This window comes from Streptomyces sp. NBC_01241 (genome assembly GCF_041435435.1).
Lineage (GTDB): Bacteria > Actinomycetota > Actinomycetes > Streptomycetales > Streptomycetaceae > Streptomyces.
On the sequence record NZ_CP108494.1, the window covers coordinates 4125021 to 4147985 of the forward strand.

General features: G+C 72.3%; 17 protein-coding genes. 6 read left to right on the top strand and 11 right to left on the bottom strand.

Annotated elements, in window-relative coordinates:
• The first annotated feature begins 39 nt into the window (after positions 1–39).
• Together OG306_RS18300 and OG306_RS18305 are read left to right on the top strand one after the other, a co-directional pair.
• Positions 40–693, top strand: a complete 654-nt coding sequence (locus OG306_RS18300) for a response regulator transcription factor (protein ID WP_266752283.1) — start codon at positions 40–42, stop codon at positions 691–693.
• Positions 690–1940 (top strand): sensor histidine kinase, encoded by a 1251-nt coding sequence (locus tag OG306_RS18305; RefSeq protein ID WP_266747184.1) that lies wholly within the window; start codon positions 690–692, stop codon positions 1938–1940. The genes OG306_RS18300 and OG306_RS18305 overlap by 4 nt, the downstream gene beginning before the upstream one ends.
• On the opposite strand, the gene OG306_RS18310 is transcribed toward OG306_RS18305, so the two are convergent.
• The gene (locus tag OG306_RS18310; protein ID WP_371665507.1) at positions 1874–3568 is read right to left on the bottom strand and encodes a VWA domain-containing protein; all 1695 of its coding nucleotides are present in this window, start codon (positions 3566–3568) and stop codon (positions 1874–1876) included. The two genes, OG306_RS18305 and OG306_RS18310, sit on opposite strands and share 67 nt — an antisense overlap.
• Positions 3569–4092: 524 nt before the next feature.
• Here OG306_RS18310 and OG306_RS18315 point away from each other — a divergent pair.
• On the top strand, positions 4093–4494 hold the full coding sequence (locus OG306_RS18315) for an RNA-binding S4 domain-containing protein (RefSeq protein WP_266747186.1): 402 nt from the start codon (positions 4093–4095) through the stop codon (positions 4492–4494).
• 50 nt (positions 4495–4544) lie between these two features.
• On the opposite strand, the gene OG306_RS18320 is transcribed toward OG306_RS18315, so the two are convergent.
• From OG306_RS18320 to OG306_RS18335, 4 genes are all read right to left on the bottom strand, one after another.
• The gene (locus OG306_RS18320) at positions 4545–6503 is read right to left on the bottom strand and encodes an FUSC family protein (RefSeq protein WP_266906125.1); all 1959 of its coding nucleotides are present in this window, start codon (positions 6501–6503) and stop codon (positions 4545–4547) included.
• A gap of 22 nt (positions 6504–6525) precedes the next feature.
• Complete coding sequence (locus tag OG306_RS18325) at positions 6526–6789, bottom strand: DUF2630 family protein (protein WP_266747188.1); 264 nt, start codon at positions 6787–6789, stop codon at positions 6526–6528.
• Positions 6790–6877: 88 nt separating this feature from the next.
• Positions 6878–7876 carry an NADP-dependent oxidoreductase gene (locus tag OG306_RS18330; RefSeq protein ID WP_266906123.1) on the bottom strand — a complete coding sequence of 333 codons (999 nt, stop codon included), beginning with the start codon at positions 7874–7876 and terminating at the stop codon, positions 6878–6880.
• Positions 7877–7965: 89 nt separating this feature from the next.
• Positions 7966–8850: a hypothetical protein gene (locus OG306_RS18335; protein ID WP_266906121.1), complete on the bottom strand. Its 885-nt coding sequence runs from the start codon at positions 8848–8850 to the stop codon at positions 7966–7968.
• A 121-nt stretch (positions 8851–8971) separates the two neighbouring features.
• On the opposite strand from OG306_RS18335, the gene OG306_RS18340 reads away from it, so the two are divergent.
• Positions 8972–9382, top strand: coding sequence for a hypothetical protein (locus OG306_RS18340; protein ID WP_266906119.1), 411 nt, complete (start codon positions 8972–8974; stop codon positions 9380–9382).
• Positions 9383–9459: 77 nt separating this feature from the next.
• Here OG306_RS18340 and OG306_RS18345 read toward each other — a convergent pair whose 3' ends face one another.
• The 4 genes from OG306_RS18345 to OG306_RS18360 all read right to left on the bottom strand — a co-directional run bounded on the left by OG306_RS18345 (position 9460) and on the right by OG306_RS18360 (position 13472).
• On the bottom strand, positions 9460–9882 hold the full coding sequence (locus OG306_RS18345; protein WP_266747192.1) for a universal stress protein: 423 nt from the start codon (positions 9880–9882) through the stop codon (positions 9460–9462).
• A gap of 189 nt (positions 9883–10071) precedes the next feature.
• Positions 10072–10725, bottom strand: coding sequence for an FMN reductase (locus OG306_RS18350; protein ID WP_266907676.1), 654 nt, complete (start codon positions 10723–10725; stop codon positions 10072–10074).
• Positions 10726–10748: 23 nt separating this feature from the next.
• Positions 10749–11840 carry an LLM class flavin-dependent oxidoreductase gene (locus OG306_RS18355; RefSeq protein WP_266747193.1) on the bottom strand — a complete coding sequence of 364 codons (1092 nt, stop codon included), beginning with the start codon at positions 11838–11840 and terminating at the stop codon, positions 10749–10751.
• 234 nt (positions 11841–12074) lie between these two features.
• On the bottom strand, positions 12075–13472 hold the full coding sequence (locus tag OG306_RS18360; protein WP_266747194.1) for an FtsW/RodA/SpoVE family cell cycle protein: 1398 nt from the start codon (positions 13470–13472) through the stop codon (positions 12075–12077).
• A gap of 474 nt (positions 13473–13946) precedes the next feature.
• Between OG306_RS18360 and OG306_RS18365 the strand changes: the two genes are divergently transcribed.
• The gene (locus OG306_RS18365; RefSeq protein ID WP_371666255.1) at positions 13947–14309 is read left to right on the top strand and encodes a DUF6461 domain-containing protein; all 363 of its coding nucleotides are present in this window, start codon (positions 13947–13949) and stop codon (positions 14307–14309) included.
• Between the two features lie 189 nt (positions 14310–14498).
• Positions 14499–15551: a tryptophan--tRNA ligase gene (gene trpS / locus OG306_RS18370; protein WP_327259016.1), complete on the top strand. Its 1053-nt coding sequence runs from the start codon at positions 14499–14501 to the stop codon at positions 15549–15551.
• Between the two features lie 238 nt (positions 15552–15789).
• Here trpS and OG306_RS18375 read toward each other — a convergent pair whose 3' ends face one another.
• Together OG306_RS18375 and OG306_RS18380 are read right to left on the bottom strand one after the other, a co-directional pair.
• Positions 15790–17787 carry an NAD(P)-binding protein gene (locus OG306_RS18375; protein ID WP_266906115.1) on the bottom strand — a complete coding sequence of 666 codons (1998 nt, stop codon included), beginning with the start codon at positions 17785–17787 and terminating at the stop codon, positions 15790–15792.
• 30 nt (positions 17788–17817) lie between these two features.
• On the bottom strand, positions 17818–22854 hold the full coding sequence (locus tag OG306_RS18380) for a DNA repair ATPase (protein WP_371665508.1): 5037 nt from the start codon (positions 22852–22854) through the stop codon (positions 17818–17820).
• Between the last annotated feature and the right edge of the window lie 111 nt (positions 22855–22965).

Below are 22965 nucleotides of genomic sequence, written 5' to 3' on the forward strand. Positions count from 1 at the left end.
AGAGAGTGGACGCGCATGCACGAGGCAGGGGACATCACGATGCGGGTACTGGTCGCCGAGGACGAGGAGATGCTGGCGGAGCTGGTCGCCACCGGGCTGCGGCGTGCGGGGTTCGCCGTCGACACGGTGTACAGCGGCGACGCCGCCCTCGCCTACCTGGGGCTGCACGACTACGACGTCGTCGTCCTCGACCGCGATCTGCCACGGGTGCACGGTGACGACGTGGCGCGCGGGCTGGTCGCTTCCGGCTCCCGGACCAGGATCCTGATGCTCACCGCCGCCGGTTCCATGGAGGACCGGGTCGCCGGGCTCGATCTCGGCGCCGACGACTATCTGGGCAAGCCGTTCGAGTTCCCCGAGCTGGTGTCGCGGGTACGGGCGCTGCGGCGGCGCAGCGCCCGCCCCGTACCGCCGCAGCTGGAGCGGCACGGCATCCGGCTCGACAGCGTGCGGCGCACCGCTTCCCGGGAGGGGCGGGAGCTCGACCTCTCGCCGAAGGAGTTCTCGGTGCTCCAGCTACTGCTGGAGGCGGACGGCGGGACCGTCAGCGCGGAGGAGCTGCTGGAGCGGGCCTGGGACGCCAACGCCGATCCGTTCACCGGCGCCGTACGCGTCTGCATGAGCAAGCTGCGGGGCAAACTCGGCGAACCGGCCCTGATCCGTACCGTGCAGGGCGTGGGGTACGCCCTGTGAAGCGCCCGTCACGCCTCCCGCGCATCGTCCTGCGCGCCGCGCGTGTCCCGCACGTCCAGCACTCCACGATCCGGACGCGGATCGCGCTCGTGTACGGCGGGGTGTTCCTGGTGCTCGGGACGGCGCTGCTCGCCACCGTCAACCTCGCCTCCCGCGCCGGTACGGACTCCCAGGCGCGCGCCATCGCCCGCACCGCCGCGGTCGTCCAGCCCGGCTACGCGGTGAACGGTCCCCTCGTCACCCGGCGGACTCTCGGCCCGCCCACCGTCTACGACCTCACCGACCACGTCAGCGACGCGGCCGGTCATCAGCTGCTCATCTGGTCCGTGGCCGCGCTGCTCGTCATGACGGCCTGCGCGGTCGCGGTGGGGTGGTGGACCGCGGGGCGGGTCCTGCGGCCCGTCCACGCCATGACCGCGAAGGCGCGCCGGCTCTCCGAGCACACCCTGCACGAACGGATCGCATCCACCGGCCCCGACGACGAGCTGAAGGAGCTCGGCGACACGCTCGACGCGCTGCTGGCCCGGCTGGAGAAGGCGTTCGACAGCCAGCGCCGGTTCATCGCCAACGCCTCGCACGAACTGCGCACCCCCCTCGCCACCCAGCGGGCCGCGATCCAGATCGGTCTGGACGACCCGTCCCAGGAGGATCTCGTGCGGACCCGGCAGACGCTCCTGGACAACAACCGGCGCAGCGAGCGGCTCATCGAGGGGCTGTTGGTCCTGGCGCACAGCGAACGCGGACTCGCGACGGGCGAGCGGGACGCGGTGGACCTCGCGCAGGTGGTGGCGGAGGAGGCGGCGCGGCACCCGGGTGTGAACGTCGACGCCGGACCGTGCGCGGTACGCGGGAACCGGCTGCTGCTCGCCCAGCTGGTGGCGAATCTGCTGGCCAACGGCGTCACGTACAACGTGCCCGACGGGACGGTGGACGTGTCCCTGGTGACGGTCGGCGGCGAGGCGCTGCTGGAGGTGCGCAACACCGGGCCCCTGGTCGACGCGGCGGACATCCCCGGGCTGTTCGAGCCGTTCCGGCGGGGCGAGGGCAAGGACCGGATGGGACGGGGGTCGGGACTCGGACTCTCGATCGTGCGTTCTATTGCGGTGGCGCACGGCGGTACGGTCACGGCGGTGCCGGGCCCCGTGGGTGGGCTCGCCGTGACCGTACGCCTGCCGGTGGATCAGCCTTCGGGCGCCGCTTCGCGCGCCGCGACCCAGGCGGGGAGGGCGGCGAGGACCTCGCGGTAGAACGTGGCGTCCGCGACCTCGCGGGGGGCCGGGCCCGCGTGGAAGAACCCGGCGTTCGGGACGTCCAGCTTCCGCAGGAAGTCGAAGCCCTTCGCGTCCTCGTCGCCGAACGCGACGAACTGGAAGAACAGCGGCAGCCGCGCCGCGTCGGCCAGCGCCTGCTTGGCGGGCTGCTTGGCGTCCGGCGGGCCGTCCGTCTGGAAGATCACCAGCGCGGGGCCGGTCGCCTCCGACTTCTCGTAGTGCGCGACGACCTCTTCGACGGCGCGGTGGTAGTTCGTACGGCCGAGGCGGCCCAGGCCCGCGTTCAGTTCGTCGATCCGGCCCTCGTGGGCGGCGAGGTCGACCGTGCCGGTGCCGTCGATGTCGGTCGAGAAGAAGACGACGGGGACGGTGGCGCTCTCGTCCAGGTGCGCGGCGAGGGCCACGGTGCGGTCGCCCAGGTGCTGGGCGCTGCCGTCCTTGTAGAACGGCCGCATGGAGCCGGAGCGGTCGAAGACCAGGTAGACGGTGGCGCGCAGCCCGGTCAGCCCGTGCGCCTCCAGCGCGGCCCGGGCCGCCGTGTACGGCTCGACGAGCCCGGGCGCACTGGACTTGACCCGGGCGAGGGGGAGGGCGGGCTGGGCTGCGTCGGAGGCGGGGGTCGCTTCGGACGCCGGGGCGGGGGCCGACGTGGCCTCCGGCTCGGGCTCAGGGGCAGGGACGGGGGCGGGGGCGGCCTCCGGCTCAGGCTCGGGGGCGGGTGCGGCAGCGGTGACCGGCTCCGGCTCGGTCTCGGGGGCGGGTGCGGCCTCCGGCTCAGGCTCGGGGGCGGGTACTGCAGCGGTGACCGGCTCCGGCTCCGGCTCGGTCTCGGGTGCGGGTGCGGTTGCGGTCTCCGGCTCGGCGGGGGCCTCCGCCGTGGCGGGTTCGGGCTCGGCGACGGGAGCGACGGGCTCGGCCTCGGTGGTGGCGGGCTCCGGCTCGGCGACAACGGCGACAGGCTCGACCTCAGCGGTAGCGGGCTCGGTCCCGGTCTCGGTCTCGGTGGCGGCAGCGGCCTTGGGCTCGGCCGGGGCCTCCTCCGGGGCCTCGGCCTTGACGGGCTCGGCCTCCGGCTCGTCCTCGACGGCAACGTCGGCCTCGGCGACGGCCGTGGACTCCGGCTCCGCGACCGGCTCGGCCCCGGTCTCGGTGACCTCCGCAGCCACCGGCTCCGGCTCGGCCCCGGTCTCGGTGGCCTCCGCAGCCACCGGCTCCGGCTCGGTCTCAGTGGTGGGTGCGGCCACCGGCTCCGTGGCCTCGGCCTCCGCCGGCTTCGGCTTCGGCTTCGGAGCCGAGCCCTGGGAGGGGACCGTGGACAGGGACGCCTTGTCAAAGGCCGCCGCCACCAGGTCCGATGCCAGACCGCTGTCGCCGGTGGCGGACCGGGGCGAGGTGGGGGCCGGCACCGAGGCCTTGATGGCCGGGGCGGTTTCGCGCACCGGGGCGGATTCCTTGGCGGGCTCGTCCACCGTCGTCGTGACCGGCTCCGACTCCGCGGGCGCGGTGCGTTCGGTCTGGGGCGGGACCGTGGCCGTCGGCGCCGGCGCGTCCTGCTCCGCGCGGTCGCGGCCGAACACCTTGCGCAGCAAGCTCCGAATGCCCATGGGCGAGGCCTTTCGCGTGAGTTGGGTGCGATAAATGTCCGACCTGCGGGATTCATCCCTGGCCAGGGCGGATACGTAAGGTTAGCGGCCGGATCCGGCCGTTCGGCGGTGCGGCCCGCCCGTGGGACAACTGAGCCGCAACCGAGTTCCGACCGAGTCCTGTGCGCATGCCGTGCCGACCTGATGTACGTCGTTCAAATGTGCCCACCTGGTCCCGAGTTGTCTCGTTGGCGTGAGCGGACGCACATCTGACGAACCGTCAGGCGCACCGTTGCCCGTTTTATCCGCATGTACCGTCAAGAAGGGCTCCCACGTGGGAAAACGCTCTCGCAGAACACGGTTCGCGGCCTGTGCCCTGGTGGCAGGGGCGATGCTTTCCGGCCTCGTTCCGGCAGTCGGCACAGCCGCCGCCCAGGCGGCTGCCCCGCCCTCCGCAGCGCCGGCCGTGGCCGACCCTCCACCGGGTACCGAGTCCTCGCCCACCGGACCTGACCCGGGGCCCGCGCCGCACTAGAGTCGGCTGCATGGTTTCCGGTGAGGCGCCGCAGGCGGAGGGCAGCGTTCGGGTCGACGTCTGGATCTGGTCGGTCCGGCTGACGAAGACCCGTTCGCAGGCCGCTGCCGCCTGCCGCGCGGGTCATGTGAAGGTCGCCGGTGAGCGCGCCAAGCCCGCCCAGGCGTTGCACGTCGGCGACGAGGTACGGCTCCGGCACGCGGGCCGGGACCGGATCGTCGTCGTGTCGAAGCTGGTCAAGAAGAGGGTCGGCCCTCCGGTGGCGGCGGAGTGCTTCGTCGACAACAGCCCGCCCCCGCCGCCGCGCGAGGCGGCGATCCAGGTTCCGGTACGGGACCGGGGCGCGGGGCGTCCCACGAAGCGGGACCGGCGGGAGATGGAGCGCCTGCGGGGGGCCGGGCCCACCCCCTGACGAGGAACGCGCGGGCCGCGGCCACGGCCATGGCTGCGACTACGGCACGGCTACGGCTGCGGTGACGCGATCGCCCGCGCCGCCGCCACCTCCTGGCGCAGCGGAGCCAGTACCCCTTCCTCGTCGCCCGGGAGTTCCGCGCGTACGCCGACCAGGGTCTCGCTCGCGCGTATCCCCTCGGCCAGTTCCCGCAGCTGCTGCTGGATCCCGGCCACTTCCGCGGCGGGCGGTTCCGGTGCTCCGTGGTCGACGCGGACCCGGGCCGCCGTCGTCGCGTCCACGATGCGTTCGACCGCGACGACCAGCGGCCACCAGGCAGCGGCCCGGCTGCCGACCGGCGGCGGTTCGGTCAGGGCGCGCTGGAACTCGGAACGTACGACGGACAGGTCGCGGTAGATGCGACGCCTGGCCCGCACCCGTTCCGCCCGGTCGCCGGGGCCGCCCGGCTCGAACGCGTACGCCACGTAGTCGGCGATGTCCGTCACCGCGTCCGCGAGCCGGTGGCCGATCCGGACGTGCCAGCTCTCCGGCCACAGCAGATAGCCCGCCACCAGCACGATGGCGCAGCCGATCAGGCTGTCCAGGAAGCGCGGCCAGACCAGGTGGAAGCCCTGGTGGTTCAGCAGGTCGGACAGGAGCAGGATGACCGGGGTGATGGCCGCGGTCTGGAACGCGTACCCCTTCGCCGTGAACGCCGGGATCAGGGCGGCGAGCACCACCATCACCGGCACGTCCCACCAGCCGATCGGCACCGCGGCGAGGATCGGCGCAGCGATCACGAGACCGGCCGCGGTGCCCACCGAGCGCAGCACGGCCCGCGAGAACACCGAGCCGAAGTCCGGCTTCAGGACGAACGTGACGGTCAGCGCGACCCAGTAGGAGCGGGGCACCGGGATCAGGGAGGTCAGCGCCTGCGCCAGGCCGATGCAGAGGGCCAGGCGCAGCCCGTACCGCCACGAGGGCCCGGAGAGCAGCACGTCGCGCGCCGTCCGCCGGATCCGTACCCCGAGCGCGGCGGGGCGGCCGAGCCGGTCGTCGACGTTGTACGGGTCGGGGTCGGCCTTGTGCACGACGGCGGCCGCGTGCCGCAGCGCAATGTCCACCGCCCGGGTGGCGGGTGAGTCCGGGGCGGGCAGGGTGAGTTCGGCGTCGCCGGTGCGGCTCTCCTCGACGGCGGCGGCGAGTTCGCGTACCGCCGCCGGGATCTCGTCCGGGAGCGGGCGCCGCCGGACGTGTACGGCGGGCGCCGCCTCGACGAGCGGGATGACGACGTTGAGCTGGGCGAGCAGCCGCACCATGGCGTTGCTGCGGCCGTGGTAGCGGGCTCGGCGGGCCAGGATCAGGTCGTAGGAGGTGTTGAGGGACTGGGTGACGGCGTGCCGCTGCTCCTCGTACGAGTCGGTGCCCGCGGCGGCGAGCAGGTCGGCGACCGCGAGGTAGGTGTCGGCGACCGCGACCCGTTCCGGCAGTTTGCGCCGCAGCGGCCACGCCAGCAGCGTCATGGTGAGGACGAACAGGCCGCCGACCGTCAGCAGTAGCGGCGCCACCCACCAGGGCTTCGGCATCGGGAGCCCCGCGCCGACCACCGCGTTGAGCAGGAGCAGCAGCCCGGACACGGAGGCGACGGCGCCGATCGTCGACATCATGCCGGAGACCAGAGCGACCAGCGTCAGCGCGGCGACGGCCGTCCAGCCGGTCCCGAACACCAGCGTGCCCAGCATGATGCCGAGCGCGCCGAAGAGCTGCGGTACGGCGATGTTGAGGATGCGCATCCGGTACGCGTCGGCGGTGTCGCCGATGACGCCGGAGAGCGCCCCCATGGAGACGAGCGCGCCGTACACCGGCCGGTCCAGGGCGAAGCCGACGGCCAGCGGGCCGGCCAGGGCGAGGGAGGCGCGGACGACCGCGGCCCAGGGAATGGGCGTGGCCGGCTGGGGACGGAGTCCGCTCAGCAGCCAGGGGGGCGGTGCGGCACGCCTGCGTCCGGGTCCGGCCTCCGTGTCGGTCAATGCGTCCCCCTGTGTGGTGCGTTCAGCCCCGGTAGCCCTCGACCTCGTCGGCCGGCCGTACCGTCGCCGCGGACGGGTCCTCGCCGAACTCCCTGAGAGCGCGCCGCTGGCGCAGCAGGTCCCAGCACTGGTCGAGCCTGACCTCCACCGTACGCAGGCGGGATCTCTCGTCCTCGCTGAGGCCCGATTCCCCGGTGGAGCGGTTGCGCAGGTCCCGTTCCTCGGCGATGAGTCCGCCGATGTTGTCGATGATGTCGTGCTCGATGTCGCGTTCCCGGTCGTCCATGGTGTCTCCTTCGGGTCTGCGTCTCCTTCGGGTCGCGTCTCCTTCGGGTCTGCGTCTCCTTCGGGTCTGCGCGGCGCGTGGTCCGGGTTCAGAGCGCGATGACGGTCTTGCCGCGTGCGCCGCCCGTACGGTTCCGGTCGAGGGCCTGCGGGGCCTTCTCCAGCGGGAGTTCGATGTCGATCGGCACGCGCAGTACGCCTTCGGCGGCGCCCGCGGCCAGGACGTCGAGCAGGACCGGGCTGGGTTCGAGCCGGAAGTCGATGCCGGTCACGTCCGCGGGGAGCGCGGCCCCGGCGGCGACGCCCCGCGTGGTGAGGGCGATCCCGCCGGCGCGTACCGGCGCGGCACGGGCGGCGAAGGCGTCGGGGGTGGTGGAGACCAGGTCGACCAGTGCGTCGACACCGTCCGGGCAGCTCTCCCGTACTGCCGCTTCGAGGGGTCGTTCCGTCGTGTCGATCGTGACGGTGGCGCCCAGGGCCGCCATCCGCTGGTGCTCGTCGCCGTGCACGGCCGCGATCACGCGCACGTCGCGGGCCGAGGCGAGCTGGGTCAGACAGCTGCCGACACCGCCCGCCGCCCCGATGACCAACAGGCTCTCGTGGCCGCGGAGCACCACGGCCTCCAGGATCTGGGCGGCCGTCATCCCGGCGGACGGCAGGGCGGCCGCGGTACGGAGGGAGAGGCCGGCCGGCACGAAGGTGATGGCGGAGTCCTGCGGGACGGACACGAACTCGCAGTAGGTACCGGCGCGGGCCGCCGGCCCCCCGGCCCGGGCGAAGACCCGGTCGCCGGCCCGGCCGGAATCCTGGGCGTCGCCGATCCGGCCGAAGACCTGGTCGCCGACCCGGAAGCGGTTCGCGCCGCAGCCGATCATGTCCACCCGGCCCGCGAAGTCCACGCCGACGACCAGCGGGAACACGCGCGGGGCGGGTCCGGCGTCCGGTGAGCCCCGGGCGGCCTGCCAGTCGCACGGGTTGAGTGCGGCGTACTCGATCCTGACCCTGACCTCCCCGGCTCCCGGCTCGGGCTTGGGCAGCTCCACCAGTGCGGGTTCGGCCCCGAACGTGCTGACGGCTATGGCTCGCATACGGAAGACCTCTCAGTCGCCCCCGATCCGGCAGTCACGAGAACCACTCTTCCCCGGCGCGCCCGCCGCCGCACGTCGAACCGGGCCTGCTACGGAACCGTCCGCCGCCGCGCCGCCCACCGCTTCCCGAGCACCGCGCACACCGCCACCGCCAGCCCCGTCCCGAACACGATCCATGCCGTCGTGCGCAGGGAGCCCGTGAGCGCGTCGTACACCGCCGCCGCGGCGCCCGTCTCGCTGTCCGGCACCTCGGCGAGCACCCGGTCGCGGGCGACCGCGATCACCGCACGCAGCACGAGCGCCCCGAGCGCGAAACCGGCCCCGGCCACCGCCGCCGCCGAGAGCGCGGCGCGCCCGGAGCGCCCGCGCCCCGGACCACCGCGCGCCCACGCCACGAGCACGGTCAGGGCGGCGAACACGACCGTGCCCACGGCGGGCCAGATACTGGCGGCGCGCAGCCACCGGAAGGTCTCGCGCAGCTGGTCGGCGCGGTCGGCGGAGATGAGCGTGATGTCGGTGTGCTGGACCGGAATCCGGTCGGCGAACGGCACCCCGTTCCCCTCCAGATTCCGTTTGACCTGTTGGGTGACGGGTGCCAGGTCGATGGTCACGGCCTGGCCGGTGTTGCCGTTCAGGGCAGCGGTGACGGCCTCGTGGGCGGTGTGGTTGGCGGTGTTCCACGCGGCCCGGAAGGCGTCCGTGGTGGTGAAGGACATGACCGCCTGGTGGAGGAAGTCCCGCACGGTGCTCTGGAGCGGACCGGCGTCGATCTGCTGCATCGTCGCATCGGTGATGAGGTCGCCGACGGTGCTCTGCACATGCGGGTCGGCGGCGAGCGGGGCGACCGCGGCCACGTAACGGTCCGTGTTGTCGATCTCCAGATCCACCCAGGCGGAGAGCGCGCTCAGCGGGACGAGCACGGCGAGCAGCACCAGCACCACCGCCGCCGTGACCGCCGAGAGATACGTCCGCATCCCTCCAGGGAATCCCGTACGGAGGCGGTGCGCTGCGGGCCGTACGCCATCCGAGTTGCCGGGCGGCGCGGCGGGGTGTGCTCTGGAGGGACGAAGAGGGCGACGGAAGGAGTTCTCCGCCATGGCCACTCATGCAGCGATGCCGACACGCGGACGGGCCCGGAGACGGTCACGTACACGTCAGCACAGCGCGACCACCTGGGCCATTCCCGTCACGCTGGGTGCGGCGTACGGCCTCTACATGTCGTTCATCCTCCGCAACCACGGCGCGAGCGGCGGCCGGCAGTTCTGGTACGGCCTGATCACCGCGGTGGTGCTCGCCGTCCTGTGCTTCGCGCTGGGCCGGATCCAGCACACCCTGCTGCCCCTGGTGCGGGGGTTTGCGTACGGCGCGCTGACGGCCGCGGCGATCGGCCTGCTGGTCGGGGTGACCGGTTCGAGTGTGCTGCGGTCCTCGGCGCTGGGACTGGCGGTCGGCCTCGGGATGTTCATCACGACGTTCTACATCTTCTACACGCACGAGCGGACGTGAGCGCGCTCCCGGCGCATCGGGACATGAGGACGGGCCCGCGCTCGGCGCGGGCCCGTCCTCATGTCCTTCTGTCGCGCTCAGTCGCGTACGACCGTCACCGGGCATGGTGCGTGCTGAGTGACGTGGAGGCTGACCGAGCCGAGCAGCGTCGCCTTGAAGCCGCTGTAGCCGCGCGCCCCGACGACCAGCAGGTTCGCGCCCTTGGCGCGTTCCAGCAGGGACTGGGCCGGGTTGCCGATGACCACGATCTTGCTGACCTCGGCCGCGCCCTCGGCGCCCAGGGCCTCCTCCAGCGATTCGGTGAGGGCCACGGTCGCGACGGCCTGCGGGTCGAAGTCCTCCGGCATGCCCGGCATCATGGACGCCCAGCTCGTCGCGGGGTACTCCCAGCTGTTCACGGCCTCCACGGTGTCGCCGGTCAGTTCCGCCTGGCGTACGGCCCAGTGCAGCGCCTTGATCGACGACTCGGAGCCGTCAACGCCCACCACGATCCTGCCCATCTCTGCCTCCAGCTCGGTTCGGCTCAGTGCGCAGAGGCGTCGTGCGAGAAATCCCCGCACGACGCGTCTTTCATTCCAACTCTAATCAAACCGGACAGGGTTTGAGGCGGCGGGGCCACCTGGGCGGGCCCACTCGGCCGTGACCCCTCCGTCGTGACCGCTCGGCCATGACCACTCGGCCATGACCACTCAGTCGAGCCGCAGATCGGCGAGCTGCTGCTCGAACGGCACGACCTCGTCGTCGAGCCCGAGCGTCCTCGGCGCCCCGGAGACCGCCCGGCCACCCGCGATCATGGCGGCGAGCTCGCCGCCCGCGCGCCGGATGCGGGACGGCAGGCCGTCGGTGTACTCGTCGCCGGACGAGCCCCAGTCCTCCGACGCCGCGTACACGGAGGTCGGTACGACGGTGGCCCGCAGGTACGCGAAGAGCGGGCGCATCGCGTGTTCCAGGACGAGCGAGTGGCGGGCGGTGCCGCCCGTCGCCGCGATGACGACGGGCTTGCCGGTCAGCGCCGTGTTGTCGATCAGATCGAAGAACGACTTGAACAGTCCGCTGTACGAGGCGGTGAAGACGGGCGAGACGGCGATCAGTCCGTCCGCCTCCGCCACCTCCTTGATCGCCTGCTCCAGGGCGCTCGGCGGGAACCCGGCCACCAGGTGGTTGGCGATGTCGACGGCCAGGTCGCGCAGCTCGATCACCCGGACCTCGACCGTGCGGTCCTGTTCGGCCAGCAGGCGTTCGCGGGCGGCGCCGGCCAGCCGCTCGGCCAGCAGCCGGGTCGAGGAGGGGCTGGAGAGCCCGGCCGATACGGCGACGATCCGCAGGGGTTCGGTGGCGAACACGGTGGACGTGGTGGACACGGCGATCAGATCTCCTTCGTGGCCGTACGGGCGGCGGCGACGGCCGGGTGCACGGGGGCGGAGTCCGGGACTCCGGCCGGCCGCAGGTTGGCGAACTCCTTGCGCAGCACCGGGACGACCTCCTCGCCGAGGATGTCGAGCTGCTCCAGGACCGTCTTCAGCGGCAGTCCCGCGTGGTCCATCAGGAACAGCTGGCGCTGGTAGTCGCCGACGGCGTCCCGGAAGGACAGGGTCCGCTCGATGACTTCCTGCGGCGAGCCGACGGTCAGCGGGGTCTGCTGCGTGAAGTCCTCCATCGAGGGCCCGTGTCCGTAGACCGGCGCGTTGTCGAAGTACGGGCGGAACTCCCGTACCGCGTCCTGCGAGTTCTTCCGCATGAACACCTGGCCACCGAGGCCGACGATGGCCTGCTCGGCGGTTCCGTGCCCGTAGTGCGCGTACCGCTGCCGGTAGAGGTTGACCATCTTCCTGGTGTGCTCGATGGGCCAGAAGATGTTGTTGTGGAAGAAGCCGTCGCCGTAGTACGCGGCCTGCTCGGCGATCTCCGGGGAGCGGATCGAGCCGTGCCAGACGAACGGCGGGACGCCGTCCAGGGGGCGGGGGGTCGCGGTGAAGGACTGGAGCGGCGTACGGAACTTGCCCTCCCAGTCCACGACGTCCTCGCGCCACAGCTTGTGCAGCAGGGCGTAGTTCTCGATGGCGAGCGGGATGCCCTGGCGGATGTCCTTGCCGAACCAGGGGTAGACCGGGCCGGTGTTGCCGCGTCCCATCATCAGGTCGACGCGGCCGTCCGCGAGGTGCTGGAGCGTCGCGTAGTCCTCGGCGATCTTCACCGGGTCGTTGGTGGTGATGAGCGTCGTGGACGTGGACAGGGTGATGTGGTCGGTGCGGGCGGCGATGTAGCCGAGCGTGGTCGTCGGGGAGGACGGGACGAACGGCGGGTTGTGGTGCTCGCCGGTCGCGAAGACGTCCAGACCGACCTCCTCCGCCTTCTGCGCGATGGCGATGGTGGCCTTGATCCGCTCGTGCTCGCTCGGTGTCCTGCCGGTCGTCGGGTCGGTGGTGACGTCTCCGACGGTGAAGATCCCGAACTCCATGGCGCCCGCCTCCGTTTTTGTTGAACGTTGAACTATGTGAACACACCCTACAACGGAACGCCCCCCTGACCTATTCCGCACCGGCGGGGCGGGCCGGGGCAGTGCATACCCTGGACACGCCGCGGAGGCCGGGTGCGCCCCTGTCGGACGGAGGCGGGCCGTGAGGCGAGGGCAGCGAGAGCGAGCACTGGAAGGAGCGCGGCACGGCATGCTGGGTTTCTTTTCGGTTCTGAATCAGCCGTCGGCGTCGGGGTTGGGGGTGGAACGGCGTGCGGTGTCGCTGATGCGGATCAGGATGCCGACAAGGGCCCAGTTGGCGATGACGGAGGAACCGCCGTACGCCAGGAACGGCATCGTCATACCGGTCAGCGGGATCAGGCCCGTCACACCCCCGGCGACGACGAAGACCTGCAGCGCGAACGCGCCCGACAGGCCGATGGCGAGCAGCTTGCCGAACGGGTCGCGGGCCGCGAGGGCGGTGCGTATGCCGCGCTCCACGATCAGGCCGTAGATCAGCAGGATCGCCATGATGCCCGTCAGGCCCAGTTCCTCGCCGAAGGTGGCGAGGACGAAGTCGGAGTTGGCAGCAAACCGGATGAGGTCGGAGCGGCCCTGGCCGAGGCCGGTGCCGAGGGTGCCGCCGGAGCCGAACGCCCACAGCGCCTGCATCGACTGCTCGGAGTGACCGTCCACGCCCTGGCGGCTGAGCAGGTATTCGCGCATGGGGTCGAGCCAGGCCTGGACACGTTGCTGGACGTGCGGCTCGAAGGAAGCGACGCCGACGGCGCCGACCGCGGACATCAGCAGACCGAAGACCATCCAGCTGGTCCGCTCGGTGGCGGCGTACAGCATGATGATGAACATTCCGAAGAACAGCAGCGACGTGCCGAGGTCGGTCTCGAAGACCAGGATCAGGATCGAGAGGAACCAGACGACCAGGATCGGGCCGAGATCACGGCCGCGCGGCAGGTACAGGCCCATGAAGCGGCGGCTGGCCAGGGCCAGCGCGTCGCGCTTGACCATCAGATAGCCGGCGAAGAAGACCGCGAGCACGATCTTCGCGAACTCACCGGGCTGAATGCTGAAGCTGCCGACGTGGATCCAGATCTTGGCGCCGTATATGTCGGCGCCAAGGCCCGGGACCAGCGGAAGCAGCAGCAGAAACAGCGCACCCACCATGGATATGTAGGTGTAGCGCTGTAGGACACGGTGGTCCTTGAGGAACATCAGCACCAGGACGAACAGCGCGATGCCCATCGCCGTGTACATCAGCTGCCGTGGCGTGGCTGTTCCCGCCTGCTTGATCGACTGCAGCAGCTCGGACTGGTCCAGCCGCCAGATGAGGACCAGGCCGAGTCCGTTCAGCAGCGTGGCCAGCGGCAGCAGCAGCGGGTCCGCGTACGGTGCGGACTTCCGTACGACGAGATGAGCGACCCCGGCCAGCAGGCCCAGGCCCAGGCCGTAGCTCAGCAGGCCGGACGGCACTTGGTTGTTGATGGCCAGGCCCACGTTGACGTAGGCCAACACCGGGATGACGACGGCGAACACCAGCAGCGCGAGCTCGGTGTTGCGGCGGCTCGGCGCGCCGACCGTGGATGTGTGGTGCGCCGACGTGTTCGTAGCACTGCTCATCGTGTGACAGAGCCCCTCACGGCTTGCCTACTGCTGACTGCTGACCGCACCGCGAGACGACCTTCTGCTCTTCCTTCGAGAGACCGGGGCTGGGAGTGGGTGCGGTAGCGGTCCTGGACGGGGATGGCGACATCGAAGCCGGCGGAGTCGGCGGAGTCGGTACCGCTGTGGCCTTGGATGCCGTCCTAGACGTGAAGAAAGCATGTGTGGTTCCTGTGGCCGTTGTACCGCTGGTGACCAGCAGCTCCGGGACAGGTCGGCCACGCCCGTCGATGCACCACCGCTCGGCCGGTGGGCCACCGGGCCTGGACGCCAACGAGTCCGCCGGCGGCAAGTACGGCGCGTTCGTGACGAACGAGCGCGTCCTCGACACCGAGAAGTACAGCGTCGACATCGTCGCGCCCGGTACGGGGCTGACGCCGAACTGCCCAGTTCCTCACCCGACAGCAAGCCGCCCATCTGTACGACAGCAGCCTGCCGGAGGGATCAGTTCTGCGTGCCGGGGCGCTGGGCGACTGGTCGTTCTGCTTTGAGGACTGCGGGGTCATGGGCATGATGCCAGGCCCCCTGTCCGCGCTGTCCTACGGCACGGAGACCTTCAGTGTCCTGCTGGGCGGGGACGGCATGAACGGCTTCGCTCACTGGCGTGACGGGCAGCGCACCGAGCGGTTCGAGCCCGGCTTCACCATCGCGTCCGCCCACGAGGCGTCGCACCGCGGCTTCGTCCACGATGGCCCAGAGCTGAAGCGGGTCAGTGGGCGCGCTGGCGGACCGCTGGGGGTACGGGGCGCGGCGCGGGCCCGGAAAGGTCGTGTGGGCGGAGTTCGGCTCCGTTAAGCTCGGCCCATGACCTCCGTACCGTGCCGAAACTGGTGGCGCTCCTTCTAGGAGCGGCCACCTCCATCTGCACGGAACAGGGCCGTTCGAAACGGACGGCCCTTTTCTCTGCCCTCGTACGGGTGCGGATGCCGGTGGTCCCGGCGGGCCGTCCTCCACGCAACCAGCACTCGCGAGGAGAGGAACCCCATGGGCAGCACCGTCACCACCGCACCGCCCGAGCAGCGCGCCACCGACCTGGAGGCGCGGATCCGGCAGGCCCCGGAGAAGTTCCGGGTGATGACCGGGGACCGGCCCACCGGGCCATTGCACCTCGGGCACTACTTCGGCACCCTCCACAACCGCGTCCGGCTCCAGGAGCTCGGGGTGGACGTCTTTGTGATCATCGCCGACTACCAGGTGCTCACCGACCGGGACGTCGCCGACCGGCTCGGCGAACACATGGAGGGGATGCTGCTGGACTATCTGGCCGTCGGGATCGACCCGGCACGCTCGACGGTCTTCAACCACAGTGCCGTGCCCGCGCTCAATCAGCTGATGCTGCCGTTCCTGAGTCTGGTCTCCGTCGCCGAGCTGAACCGCAATCCCACCGTCAAGGACGAGATCGTGCACTCCCGGCAGTCCGCCGTCAGCGGGCTGATGTTCACGTATCCCGTGCACCAGGCGGCCGACATCCTGTTCTGCAAGGGCAACCTGGTGCCGGTCGGGCAGGACCAGCTGCCGCACCTGGAAGTGACCAGGACCGTCGCCCGCCGCTTCAACGAGCGGTACGGGACGGTGTTCCCCGAACCGGACGCGCTGCTCTCCGCCGCGCCGCTCCTGCTCGGGACCGACGGCACCAAGATGAGCAAGAGCCGGGGCAACTCCATCGCGCTCGGCGCCACCGCCGACGAGACCGCGCGGCTGATCAAGGGCGCGAAGACGGATGCCGAGCGGCACATCACGTACGAACCCGAGGCCCGGCCCGGGGTGTCCTCGCTCGTGCTGCTGGCGGCGCTCTGCCTGGACCGCGATCCGCACGCCGTGGCCGAGGAGATCGGCGGCGGGGGTGCCGCCGCCCTCAAACGGACGGTGACCGATGCCGTCAACAGCCGGATGGCGCCCATCCGGGCCCGGCGGGCGGAGTACGCGCAGGACATGGCGTACGTACGGTCGGTGCTCCGGGCCGGCAACGAGCGCGCCCACGAGATCGCCGGGGCGACGCTGGACGAGGTGCGGGGGGTGATGGGCGGGGTGTTGTAGCGGCGGGCGGTCAGGTGGCGGCTTCCGGCCAGGCGCCCCGTGCCGCCACCTCCAGGATCCGTGCCGCGATGTTCCAGGCGTCGTCCGCGCCGCTGTGGTGGCGGCCCTCCAGGGGAGGCCCGCCACCTTCAGGGCCTGGGCCCGCCGGGCCCGGATGGGCGCCATCCGGGCCCGGCGGGCAGGGAACGGGGACGCGGGCCGGCACCCGGATCTCGCGGGCCGCACGGCCACCCGTGGCTCAGCGGTGCGTCAACGAGCCCCGCCTGCCGAGCAGTTCGGCCAGGCCCCGGCGGGTCGCGGCGATCACCACGCGGTCCTCGGGGCGCAGCACGTACCCGGGATGCAGGTCCCAGACCAGGCCCGACGGGCGGTCCGGGGACGCGGGGGCGGGCATGGCCAGGTCCGGGCGGCGGTCCTCGGGCGGGGTGGCGTCCAGGGCGAGGACGCGCCAGGAGCCCGCCCGGAACGCCTGCTCCACCGTGCGGCCCTCCAGCTGCCGATGCCCCGCGACCTCGATCGCCGCGAACAGCATCACCTTCCGCTCGACCGGGATCGCGCCCAGGATCTGCCGGCCCATCATGGCGACCGCGAAGGACGGGGCGGCCAGGTGGGAGACGGAACGGGAGCGGGTCAGGGCCTGCGGGTGGGCGGTGCGCAGGGTGCGGTAGACGGCGGTGGCGAACTCGTCGTCGAACAGGCGCAGGGTGACGCGTAGATCCGGCTTGACCGAGCGGGCGTACAGCGCGGCCTCCAGGTTGGTGGTGTCGACGCTGGTCAGGGCGAGGAGTGCGCGGGCGCGCTGGATCTTCGCCGCCTCCAGGACACCCTCCTGCGTGACGTCGCCGAGGACCACCGGCACGTGCAGCCGCCGGGCCACGGGGATGCCGCGCGCGTCCGGATCGTCCTCCACGCACACCACGGGAATGCCGAGCTCACGCAGCCGGACGAGGACCCGTGTACCGATCTTGCCGAGGCCCAGCAGCACCACATGGCCGGAGAGGCCGCGCGGCGGGCGGCGCAGGGACGATGCCGTCCGGAGCGAGCCGAAGGCCTCCAGCACACCCGCCACGAGCAGCGGCAGCAGCATCAACCCGGCGACACCGGAGAGGAGTTGGATGAGCTGGCGGGCCGTGGGGTCGCCGATCGCCGGGTCGCCCATCGCGAACAGGTCCAGCAGCGTCAGATACGCGGCGTGCAACGGGTCGTCGCCGGTGGTGAGCGTGGACGCGACGGCGAGGCCCAGCACGGCCAGCCCGACCCCCAGCGCCGACCAGCGCAGCCGCCGCGAGAAGAACTGGCTGAGCGGCGCTCCCCTGCCGCTCATCCGGGGCGACGGACCGGCCGGGCCCGCCTGGCTGACCGCTTCCAGGACGACCGTGCCGCGGCCCGTGGCAGCGGCCACCTGCCGTTCGTCGGGCAGGAGTTGGGGCCCTTCGTCGCCGCTGCTGTCGGAGCCCTCCGTGCCCGCCGGGTCGTGGGTGGTGGAGGAGAGCAGCGCGAGGGTGCACAGGCCGGGGTCGGCGGTCCGGCCGCCCTGGGGCGGGGTGCGTTCGGCGGCGCGCAGCAGCAGGCCCTCCGCCTGGATGACCTTGCTGGAGCCGGTGAGGGCGGTCGCCGCGAGGGCGGGCGCGGCGGTGTCGGCATCGGAGAGGACGGTGGTCGAGGTGTCCAGCGCGGCCCGGTCGAGACCGGGTGCGGCGACGGCGGCGGCCTGGTCGAGCAAAGTTTCCAGATACTGGCCCAGCTTGCGGTTGTAGAGCCGGATGACCAGCCGGAGACGGGGGTTGAGACGGCGGGCGGCCAGCGCGGCGCGGATGTTGCGCTCGTCGTCGTCGTAGACCAGGGCCAGCGCGGCGGCCTGTGCGACGCCGGCCTCCTCGAACACCTCGTCGGAGGGCTCCGCCGCCTCCAGGATGCGCACCGCTTCCACTCCGGCGTTGGTGTCGCCGCTCCCCGGAGCGGCGGGCCAGCTGGTCCCGCCGTTGCGGTTCATCGCCTGCGACATCCGGCCGAACAGGGCCGCCGCCCGGCCCCGCCCGGTCAGTGGCAGTTCCGGCCGGTGCTCGTCGCGTCCGGGCGGCAGGACGAGGGTGACCCGTTCTCCGTACACATAGCGCAGCTCGCCGGCGAGCCGCTGGGCCAGCGCGTCGTCGCCGCAGACGACCATGTGTCCGCTGAACGGGGAGCGTTGGGGCTGATGGGACTGTTGGGGAAGTGGAGGCACGGGACCCAGCATGCCTTGCTCCTCTCCGTCGCACCTGGCCGATCAGTGATCTTCCTCGGCGGCTTCGCGCGGCGGCGCCGCGTGCCGGGCCTGCGGGTTGGTGAGCAGATGGCGCGGGTCCGCGACCCGGACGATCGCCGACTCGACCGCCGCGATCCGGTCCGCGAGCAGCCCCAGCGCCGCGACCGCTCGCGTCACGGGATCTCCGTCCGGGCCGCCGAGCGTCTGCGTACGGACGTAGGCGGCGGTGATCGCGGACCAGCGCGCGGACTGTTCGGGGGTGAGACGGCCGCGCAGCGCGGCGAGTTTCAGGAGGTTGGACTCCGCACCGGTGGTCAGCGTCTGGGCCTCGCCCGCGTAGTGGTCGTCGATGACCTCGGACAGCTCCGCCTCGTTCATCACCGACACGATCCGCTCGGCGATCTTGTTCATGTTGCGGTACGAGCCCTGGAGCCGGAACGGCGGCTCGGTGCGCGTCGCGTCCGTCTGCGCGGCGGAGGCGATGTACGCGGCGTTCACGGCGAGGACCGTGTCCCGGGCCCTCAGCAGGTGGCGCAGGACCGCGACGATCCGGTCCACCTCGGCGGGTGTGTACGGGTGGTCCAGCCGGTCCGCGCCTGCTGCGGGTTCGGTGCCGGAAGCGAGCCGTACGAACAGCGCGAGATCCTCGCGGGACCGTCCGGCGAGCGGTGCCAGCACCGGGTTCGCGGTCAGCGCGTTCTCGATGAAGCTCAGCGCGAAGACGTCCTCGCGGCCACTCAGAACCTCGCCGAGGTTCCAGACGTCGGCCCGGTTGGCGAGCATGTCGGGGACCCGGAACGCCGCCCCGGACTCGGTGTACGGATTGCCCGCCATGCACACCGCGAACCGCTTGCCCCGCAGGTCGTAGCTGCGGGGTTCGCCGTCCCGGACGCCCTCGATCCGGCGGGTGGCGTCGCAGAGCGGGATGAACTTCTGGAGCAGTTCGGGCGAGGTGTGCTGGATGTCGTCGAGGTAGAGGAGCGTGTTGTTGCCCGCCTCCAGGGCGAAGTTGATCTTCTCGATCTCCTGGCGGGCGGTCGCGGAGCGCGCCTGTGCCGGATCGAGGGACGTCACGTCGTGCCCGAGGTTGGGTCCGCTGATCTTGACGAGGACGAGGCCGAGCCGGTCGGCGACGTACTCCATGAGCGTCGTCTTGCCGTAGCCGGGCGGCGACACGAGCAGCAGCAGGCCCTGCGAGTCGGTGCGCCGGTCGGCGTCGGCGGTGCCGATCTGCTTGGCGAGGCTGTCGCCGATCAGCGGCAGATACACCTCGTCCAGCAGCCGGTTGCGGACGAACGCCGACATGACGCGCGGCCGGTGGTCGTCCAGCCGCAGCCGGGTCCGCTCGGTGGTGACGAGCGCGGTGCGCAGGCGCTGGTAGGCGCGGAAGCCGGGCACGGCGGTGGTACGGAACTCGGCGGCGCGGGCGAGGAGTTCGTCGAGGCGGACGGTGAGCCGGCCCCGGTCGACGCGCGGGTGGGTGCCGAGCAGGCCGTCCACGGTGGCGGTGAGCGGCGCCTCGCACTCGTACCGCGCGAGCACCGGCTCCGGGCAGAGCTCCACGGCGACGGCCTCCGCCAGATCGCCCGCGTCGGTCTCCGTGCCGCTCGCGGCGGCGTACGAGGCGAGCCAGCCCTCGACCAGCTGGCGCCGGGCCGGGAGGTCGTCGCGGAGGGCGGCGAGGTCCTCGTCGTACGCCGAAGAGCCCGTCGCACGGCGGAACTTGTCCAGGAACTCCACGACGGCGGCGCTCGTGACGAATCCGGCGGGGCCGCTCGTCAGCTCCTCGAAGAGGTACGCGGCGACAGCCCGGGAGGCATCGGGGCCGGACGCGTCGGACCGGGAGGGCCGAGATTCTCCTCCCCCGGAGTCCCCGCCCCGGGAGCCGTCGGCCCGGATGACGTCCGCCCACTCCTCCTGAAGGGCCGCGATGGCCGGGGCGAGGCCGAACGTCTCGCGGGCGCGGGCCAGCGAGAGGGCCCGACGGGTCCAGGAGGCGCGCCGGGACTCGTCCGTCCCGTACGCCCAGAAGAGCTGCGCCGCCGCTCGTACGGTGGGCGGGCAGCGCAGCAGGCCGGCCCCGGCGTGCAGCGCGAGCAGAGTGGTGAGGATCGCGGTGGCGTCCTCGTCGTGGACTCCGCGCTGGTAGCCCTCGTCGTACCCGGATGCCGCCGACTCCCTCACCAGTGCGGCCAGTTCGTCGGCGTCCAGGCCGGCAAGCGTGTCGGCGCCGCGCTCGTCCAGGAGCCGGGCGGCCAGGTGTTCGGCGCGGTAGACCTGCGGGGACTCGGAGGGCAGCGTCCGGTCCCAGTACGGGCGGGTCGCCTCGAACTCCGGGTCGGTGACCGGCGCCCGGTAGTCCGTGCCGGTGAGCGCGAACGCCAGCCGGTCCCCGTGCGGGACGAGCGTCAGGTCGAACGGCTGGGTGTTCACGGCGAACCGGTGCCGGCCGAGGCGGATCGTGGCGCCGCCGTCCGCGTACAGCTCACTGCGGTCACGGAGTGCTCGCCCGGCCTCCTGCCGGGCGGCCAGCAGCTGCCCGTCCAGCTCCTCGGCGCGCACCGGGTCACCGAGTTCGCGCAGCTCCTGCGCGGTGCGGCGGACCTTGGCGACCATCGGGTCGGAGGCGAAGTACGTGTGGACGGCGTCCAGGTCGGGCAGGGCGGCCAGCCGCCGGGAGACCGTCTCCAGGACCCGGGCCGCCGAATCCGCCAGCCGCTCCGCCCGCCGGGCACGGGCGTCCTGCAAGGTCTGCTTGCGGGCCGAGAACGCCTCGTAGACCTCCGTGCGCCGCTCGGCCAGCTCGGCGAGGAAGTCGTCGAACTCCGCGAACCGCGACTCCAGGTTCTCCAACTGGAGGAGCAGTCGGGCGAGTTGATCGTCACAGGCGTCCGGGGTGTCCGCCGCGGCCAGCGCCCCCGTGACGGCCTGCCCGAGCAGCGCGAACTCGGCCGCGAACTCGGCGCGGCCCTCGTGGTCCAGGAGTTCACGGCGGCGCGCGTCGAGGGTGGCGCGGGCCCGGTTGACCCCGCCGAGGACCTCGGCGATCCGTTCCAGGATCGACGTGCGGACCGTCGCGTCACCGATGTCGAGCCCGGCGACGACGTCCGTGACGGTGCCGAGGCCCTCCGTCATCTCTGTCAGCCGGTCGCCGAGCGCCGTCGCGTCCACGACTCCGGTGAGCGCGGACGCCTCGGCGGTGAGGCGGGCGATGTCCTCGTGGTAGCCGGCGAACGCGTCGTCGCGGCCGAGGAACGCGACGGCGCGCCGGGCGGCCGTTTCGATGTCCTCGGCCGTGGCGGCGGTGAGTTCGGCGATCCGCTCGGTGTCCGCGTACCGCATCTCGGCCAGCGTCGCCAGATGACCGTGCGCGCGGCGCAGTTCGGTGATCCGGTCGATCCAGGCGGCGGCCGAGCCCGGGGCCTCGCCCCGGATGCGGCGGACGAGCGCGGTGAGCCGGTCGGCCGTCTCGGTGAGTGCGTCGGCGGCCTGCCGGGTCAGCTCCCGCACCGTCTCGAACTCGCCGAGGACCTGCTGCGCGGTGTCCCGCAGTTCAGCCAACGGTTCGGCGAGCGAGCCGAGTTCGGGATCGGTCAGCCAGTGGTAGCGGTCGCGGGCGCGGGCGCAGTCCGCGACGAGCCGCGCGTACACGGCGGCGGTCGGAGTCGTCTCGGCGGCGCTGTGCGCGAGCGCGAGGCAGTCGGAGATGCCGCGCACCAGGTCGGCGTTGCCGACCCGGGCGAGGGGGCCGCTCCCGGCCGGGCGGGAGGCGGCGTAGGTGTCGGAGACGTACGGGGTCTGCCAGCGCTGCAACGGATGGACCCGGGCCGGTTCGTCGCCCGTGGCGCCGGCCCGCAGGAGGACCAGCGTGCCGGAGTCCAGCAGGGCGTGGCCGCGGCCCTGGAGGGGAGTGGCGACCTCCTGCCGGATCAGGTTGTAGGGCAGGAGCAGACTGCGGCCGTCGTCGGGGGAGCGGAAGACGTAGAGGACGTCCTCGCCGTTCGGGGAGCGGACCGTGCCCTCGAAGACCGGGTCGGTGAGCGGTTCGGCGATGTCGAAGGTCTTGGCGGTGCCGGTGGTGAGGTAGTAGCCGCCGGGGAAGATGATCCCCTGGTCCTCCGGGAGCCGGTGGCAGGCGGGCCCGATGAGGTCCAGGCGCAGGACCGTGCCGAGCAGCGAGTTGAAGACCAGGTGACGCCAGGACTCCTCGTTGTACGGGCGGACCCGGAGCAGGACCAGCGGGCCGATCACGGCATGCTCGACGTCCGCGTCGGCGAGGGACTGGAGGGGTTCGGAAACCGGCTCCTCGTAGATCCCGTCGGGGGTGTCGGTGTCGTTGACCGTCTTGACGGTGAGGGTGCCGCCCAGCGTGTCGACGAACAGGACGGCGCCCGTGCCGTCGCCGTCGCCGCCCACCGCGATGTGCGGGTGCCGGCCGAGAACGTGGGACTCGCGGCCCGCGACGGTCCAGCTGAAGTCGTGCGACGGCGGGAAGACGTGGTCGCGGTCGCCGCGCGCGTCGCGGAACGCACCCGGCGAACCGTCCGCGGCCAGCGCCCAGCGCAGCACCCGGATGCCGTCGGCGCTCTCCCCGGTACGGAAGACGGCGAGCAGCCGGCCGTCCACCCGGCGCAGCCGCAGGAGCCGGGCGTCGCGGTAGTAGCGGTGCAGGGCGGTGAATTCGCGTACGAAGGCCTCGTCGTCGAGCAGGCCGCCCCCGTCCGCGGGCACTTCCTCCAGCTCGGGGCCGTACAGGGCGAGTACGTCGCCCACCCTGGCCGGGTCCGCCGCCCCCGGCCCCCGTTCGAACCCGAACAGCAGCCGGCCGCCGACGGCCACCAGATCGCGGGGTACGGATGCCTGCTCGGTACGGATCTGCTCGGTGCCGGTCAGCCGGAGCTCGGTCGAGCCGAACTCCTCGGTGCGCCGCGCGTTCAGCGCCTCGGCGCGGCTCGCGAGTTCGGCTGCCCGGTCGTTCAGCCGGCGCCGCAGCACGTCGTACGTTCCCGCGTCCACGGGGCCGCCGGCGGCCGGTGCGGTTGTGGTGTCGGGTTCCATCCGTGCGACTCTCCCTACAAGGTGTGCGGTGCGGGCCACTCAGCCCGTCCGGCGTTTGAGGACGGACGGTTCGCCGGAGCAGGCCCGGCTCACTGAACGGTCCGGCAAAAT

What these genes read in the sequence shown, in the direction of transcription:
- OG306_RS18345 (WP_266747192.1), bottom strand. Translation starts at nt 9,882, where the DNA reads ATGGGCAGGATCGTGGTGGGCGTTGACGGCTCCGAGTCGTCGATCAAG.
- OG306_RS18355 (WP_266747193.1), bottom strand. Translation starts at nt 11,840, where the DNA reads ATGGAGTTCGGGATCTTCACCGTCGGAGACGTCACCACCGACCCGACG.
- OG306_RS18360 (WP_266747194.1), bottom strand. Translation starts at nt 13,472, where the DNA reads ATGAGCAGTGCTACGAACACGTCGGCGCACCACACATCCACGGTCGGC.
- OG306_RS18315 (WP_266747186.1), top strand. Translation starts at nt 4,093, where the DNA reads ATGGTTTCCGGTGAGGCGCCGCAGGCGGAGGGCAGCGTTCGGGTCGAC.
- OG306_RS18340 (WP_266906119.1), top strand. Translation starts at nt 8,972, where the DNA reads ATGGCCACTCATGCAGCGATGCCGACACGCGGACGGGCCCGGAGACGG.
- OG306_RS18325 (WP_266747188.1), bottom strand. Translation starts at nt 6,789, where the DNA reads ATGGACGACCGGGAACGCGACATCGAGCACGACATCATCGACAACATC.
- OG306_RS18335 (WP_266906121.1), bottom strand. Translation starts at nt 8,850, where the DNA reads ATGCGGACGTATCTCTCGGCGGTCACGGCGGCGGTGGTGCTGGTGCTG.
- OG306_RS18330 (WP_266906123.1), bottom strand. Translation starts at nt 7,876, where the DNA reads ATGCGAGCCATAGCCGTCAGCACGTTCGGGGCCGAACCCGCACTGGTG.
- OG306_RS18310 (WP_371665507.1), bottom strand. Translation starts at nt 3,568, where the DNA reads ATGGGCATTCGGAGCTTGCTGCGCAAGGTGTTCGGCCGCGACCGCGCG.
- OG306_RS18375 (WP_266906115.1), bottom strand. Translation starts at nt 17,787, where the DNA reads ATGCTGGGTCCCGTGCCTCCACTTCCCCAACAGTCCCATCAGCCCCAA.
- trpS (WP_327259016.1), top strand. Translation starts at nt 14,499, where the DNA reads ATGGGCAGCACCGTCACCACCGCACCGCCCGAGCAGCGCGCCACCGAC.
- OG306_RS18300 (WP_266752283.1), top strand. Translation starts at nt 40, where the DNA reads ATGCGGGTACTGGTCGCCGAGGACGAGGAGATGCTGGCGGAGCTGGTC.
- OG306_RS18380 (WP_371665508.1), bottom strand. Translation starts at nt 22,854, where the DNA reads ATGGAACCCGACACCACAACCGCACCGGCCGCCGGCGGCCCCGTGGAC.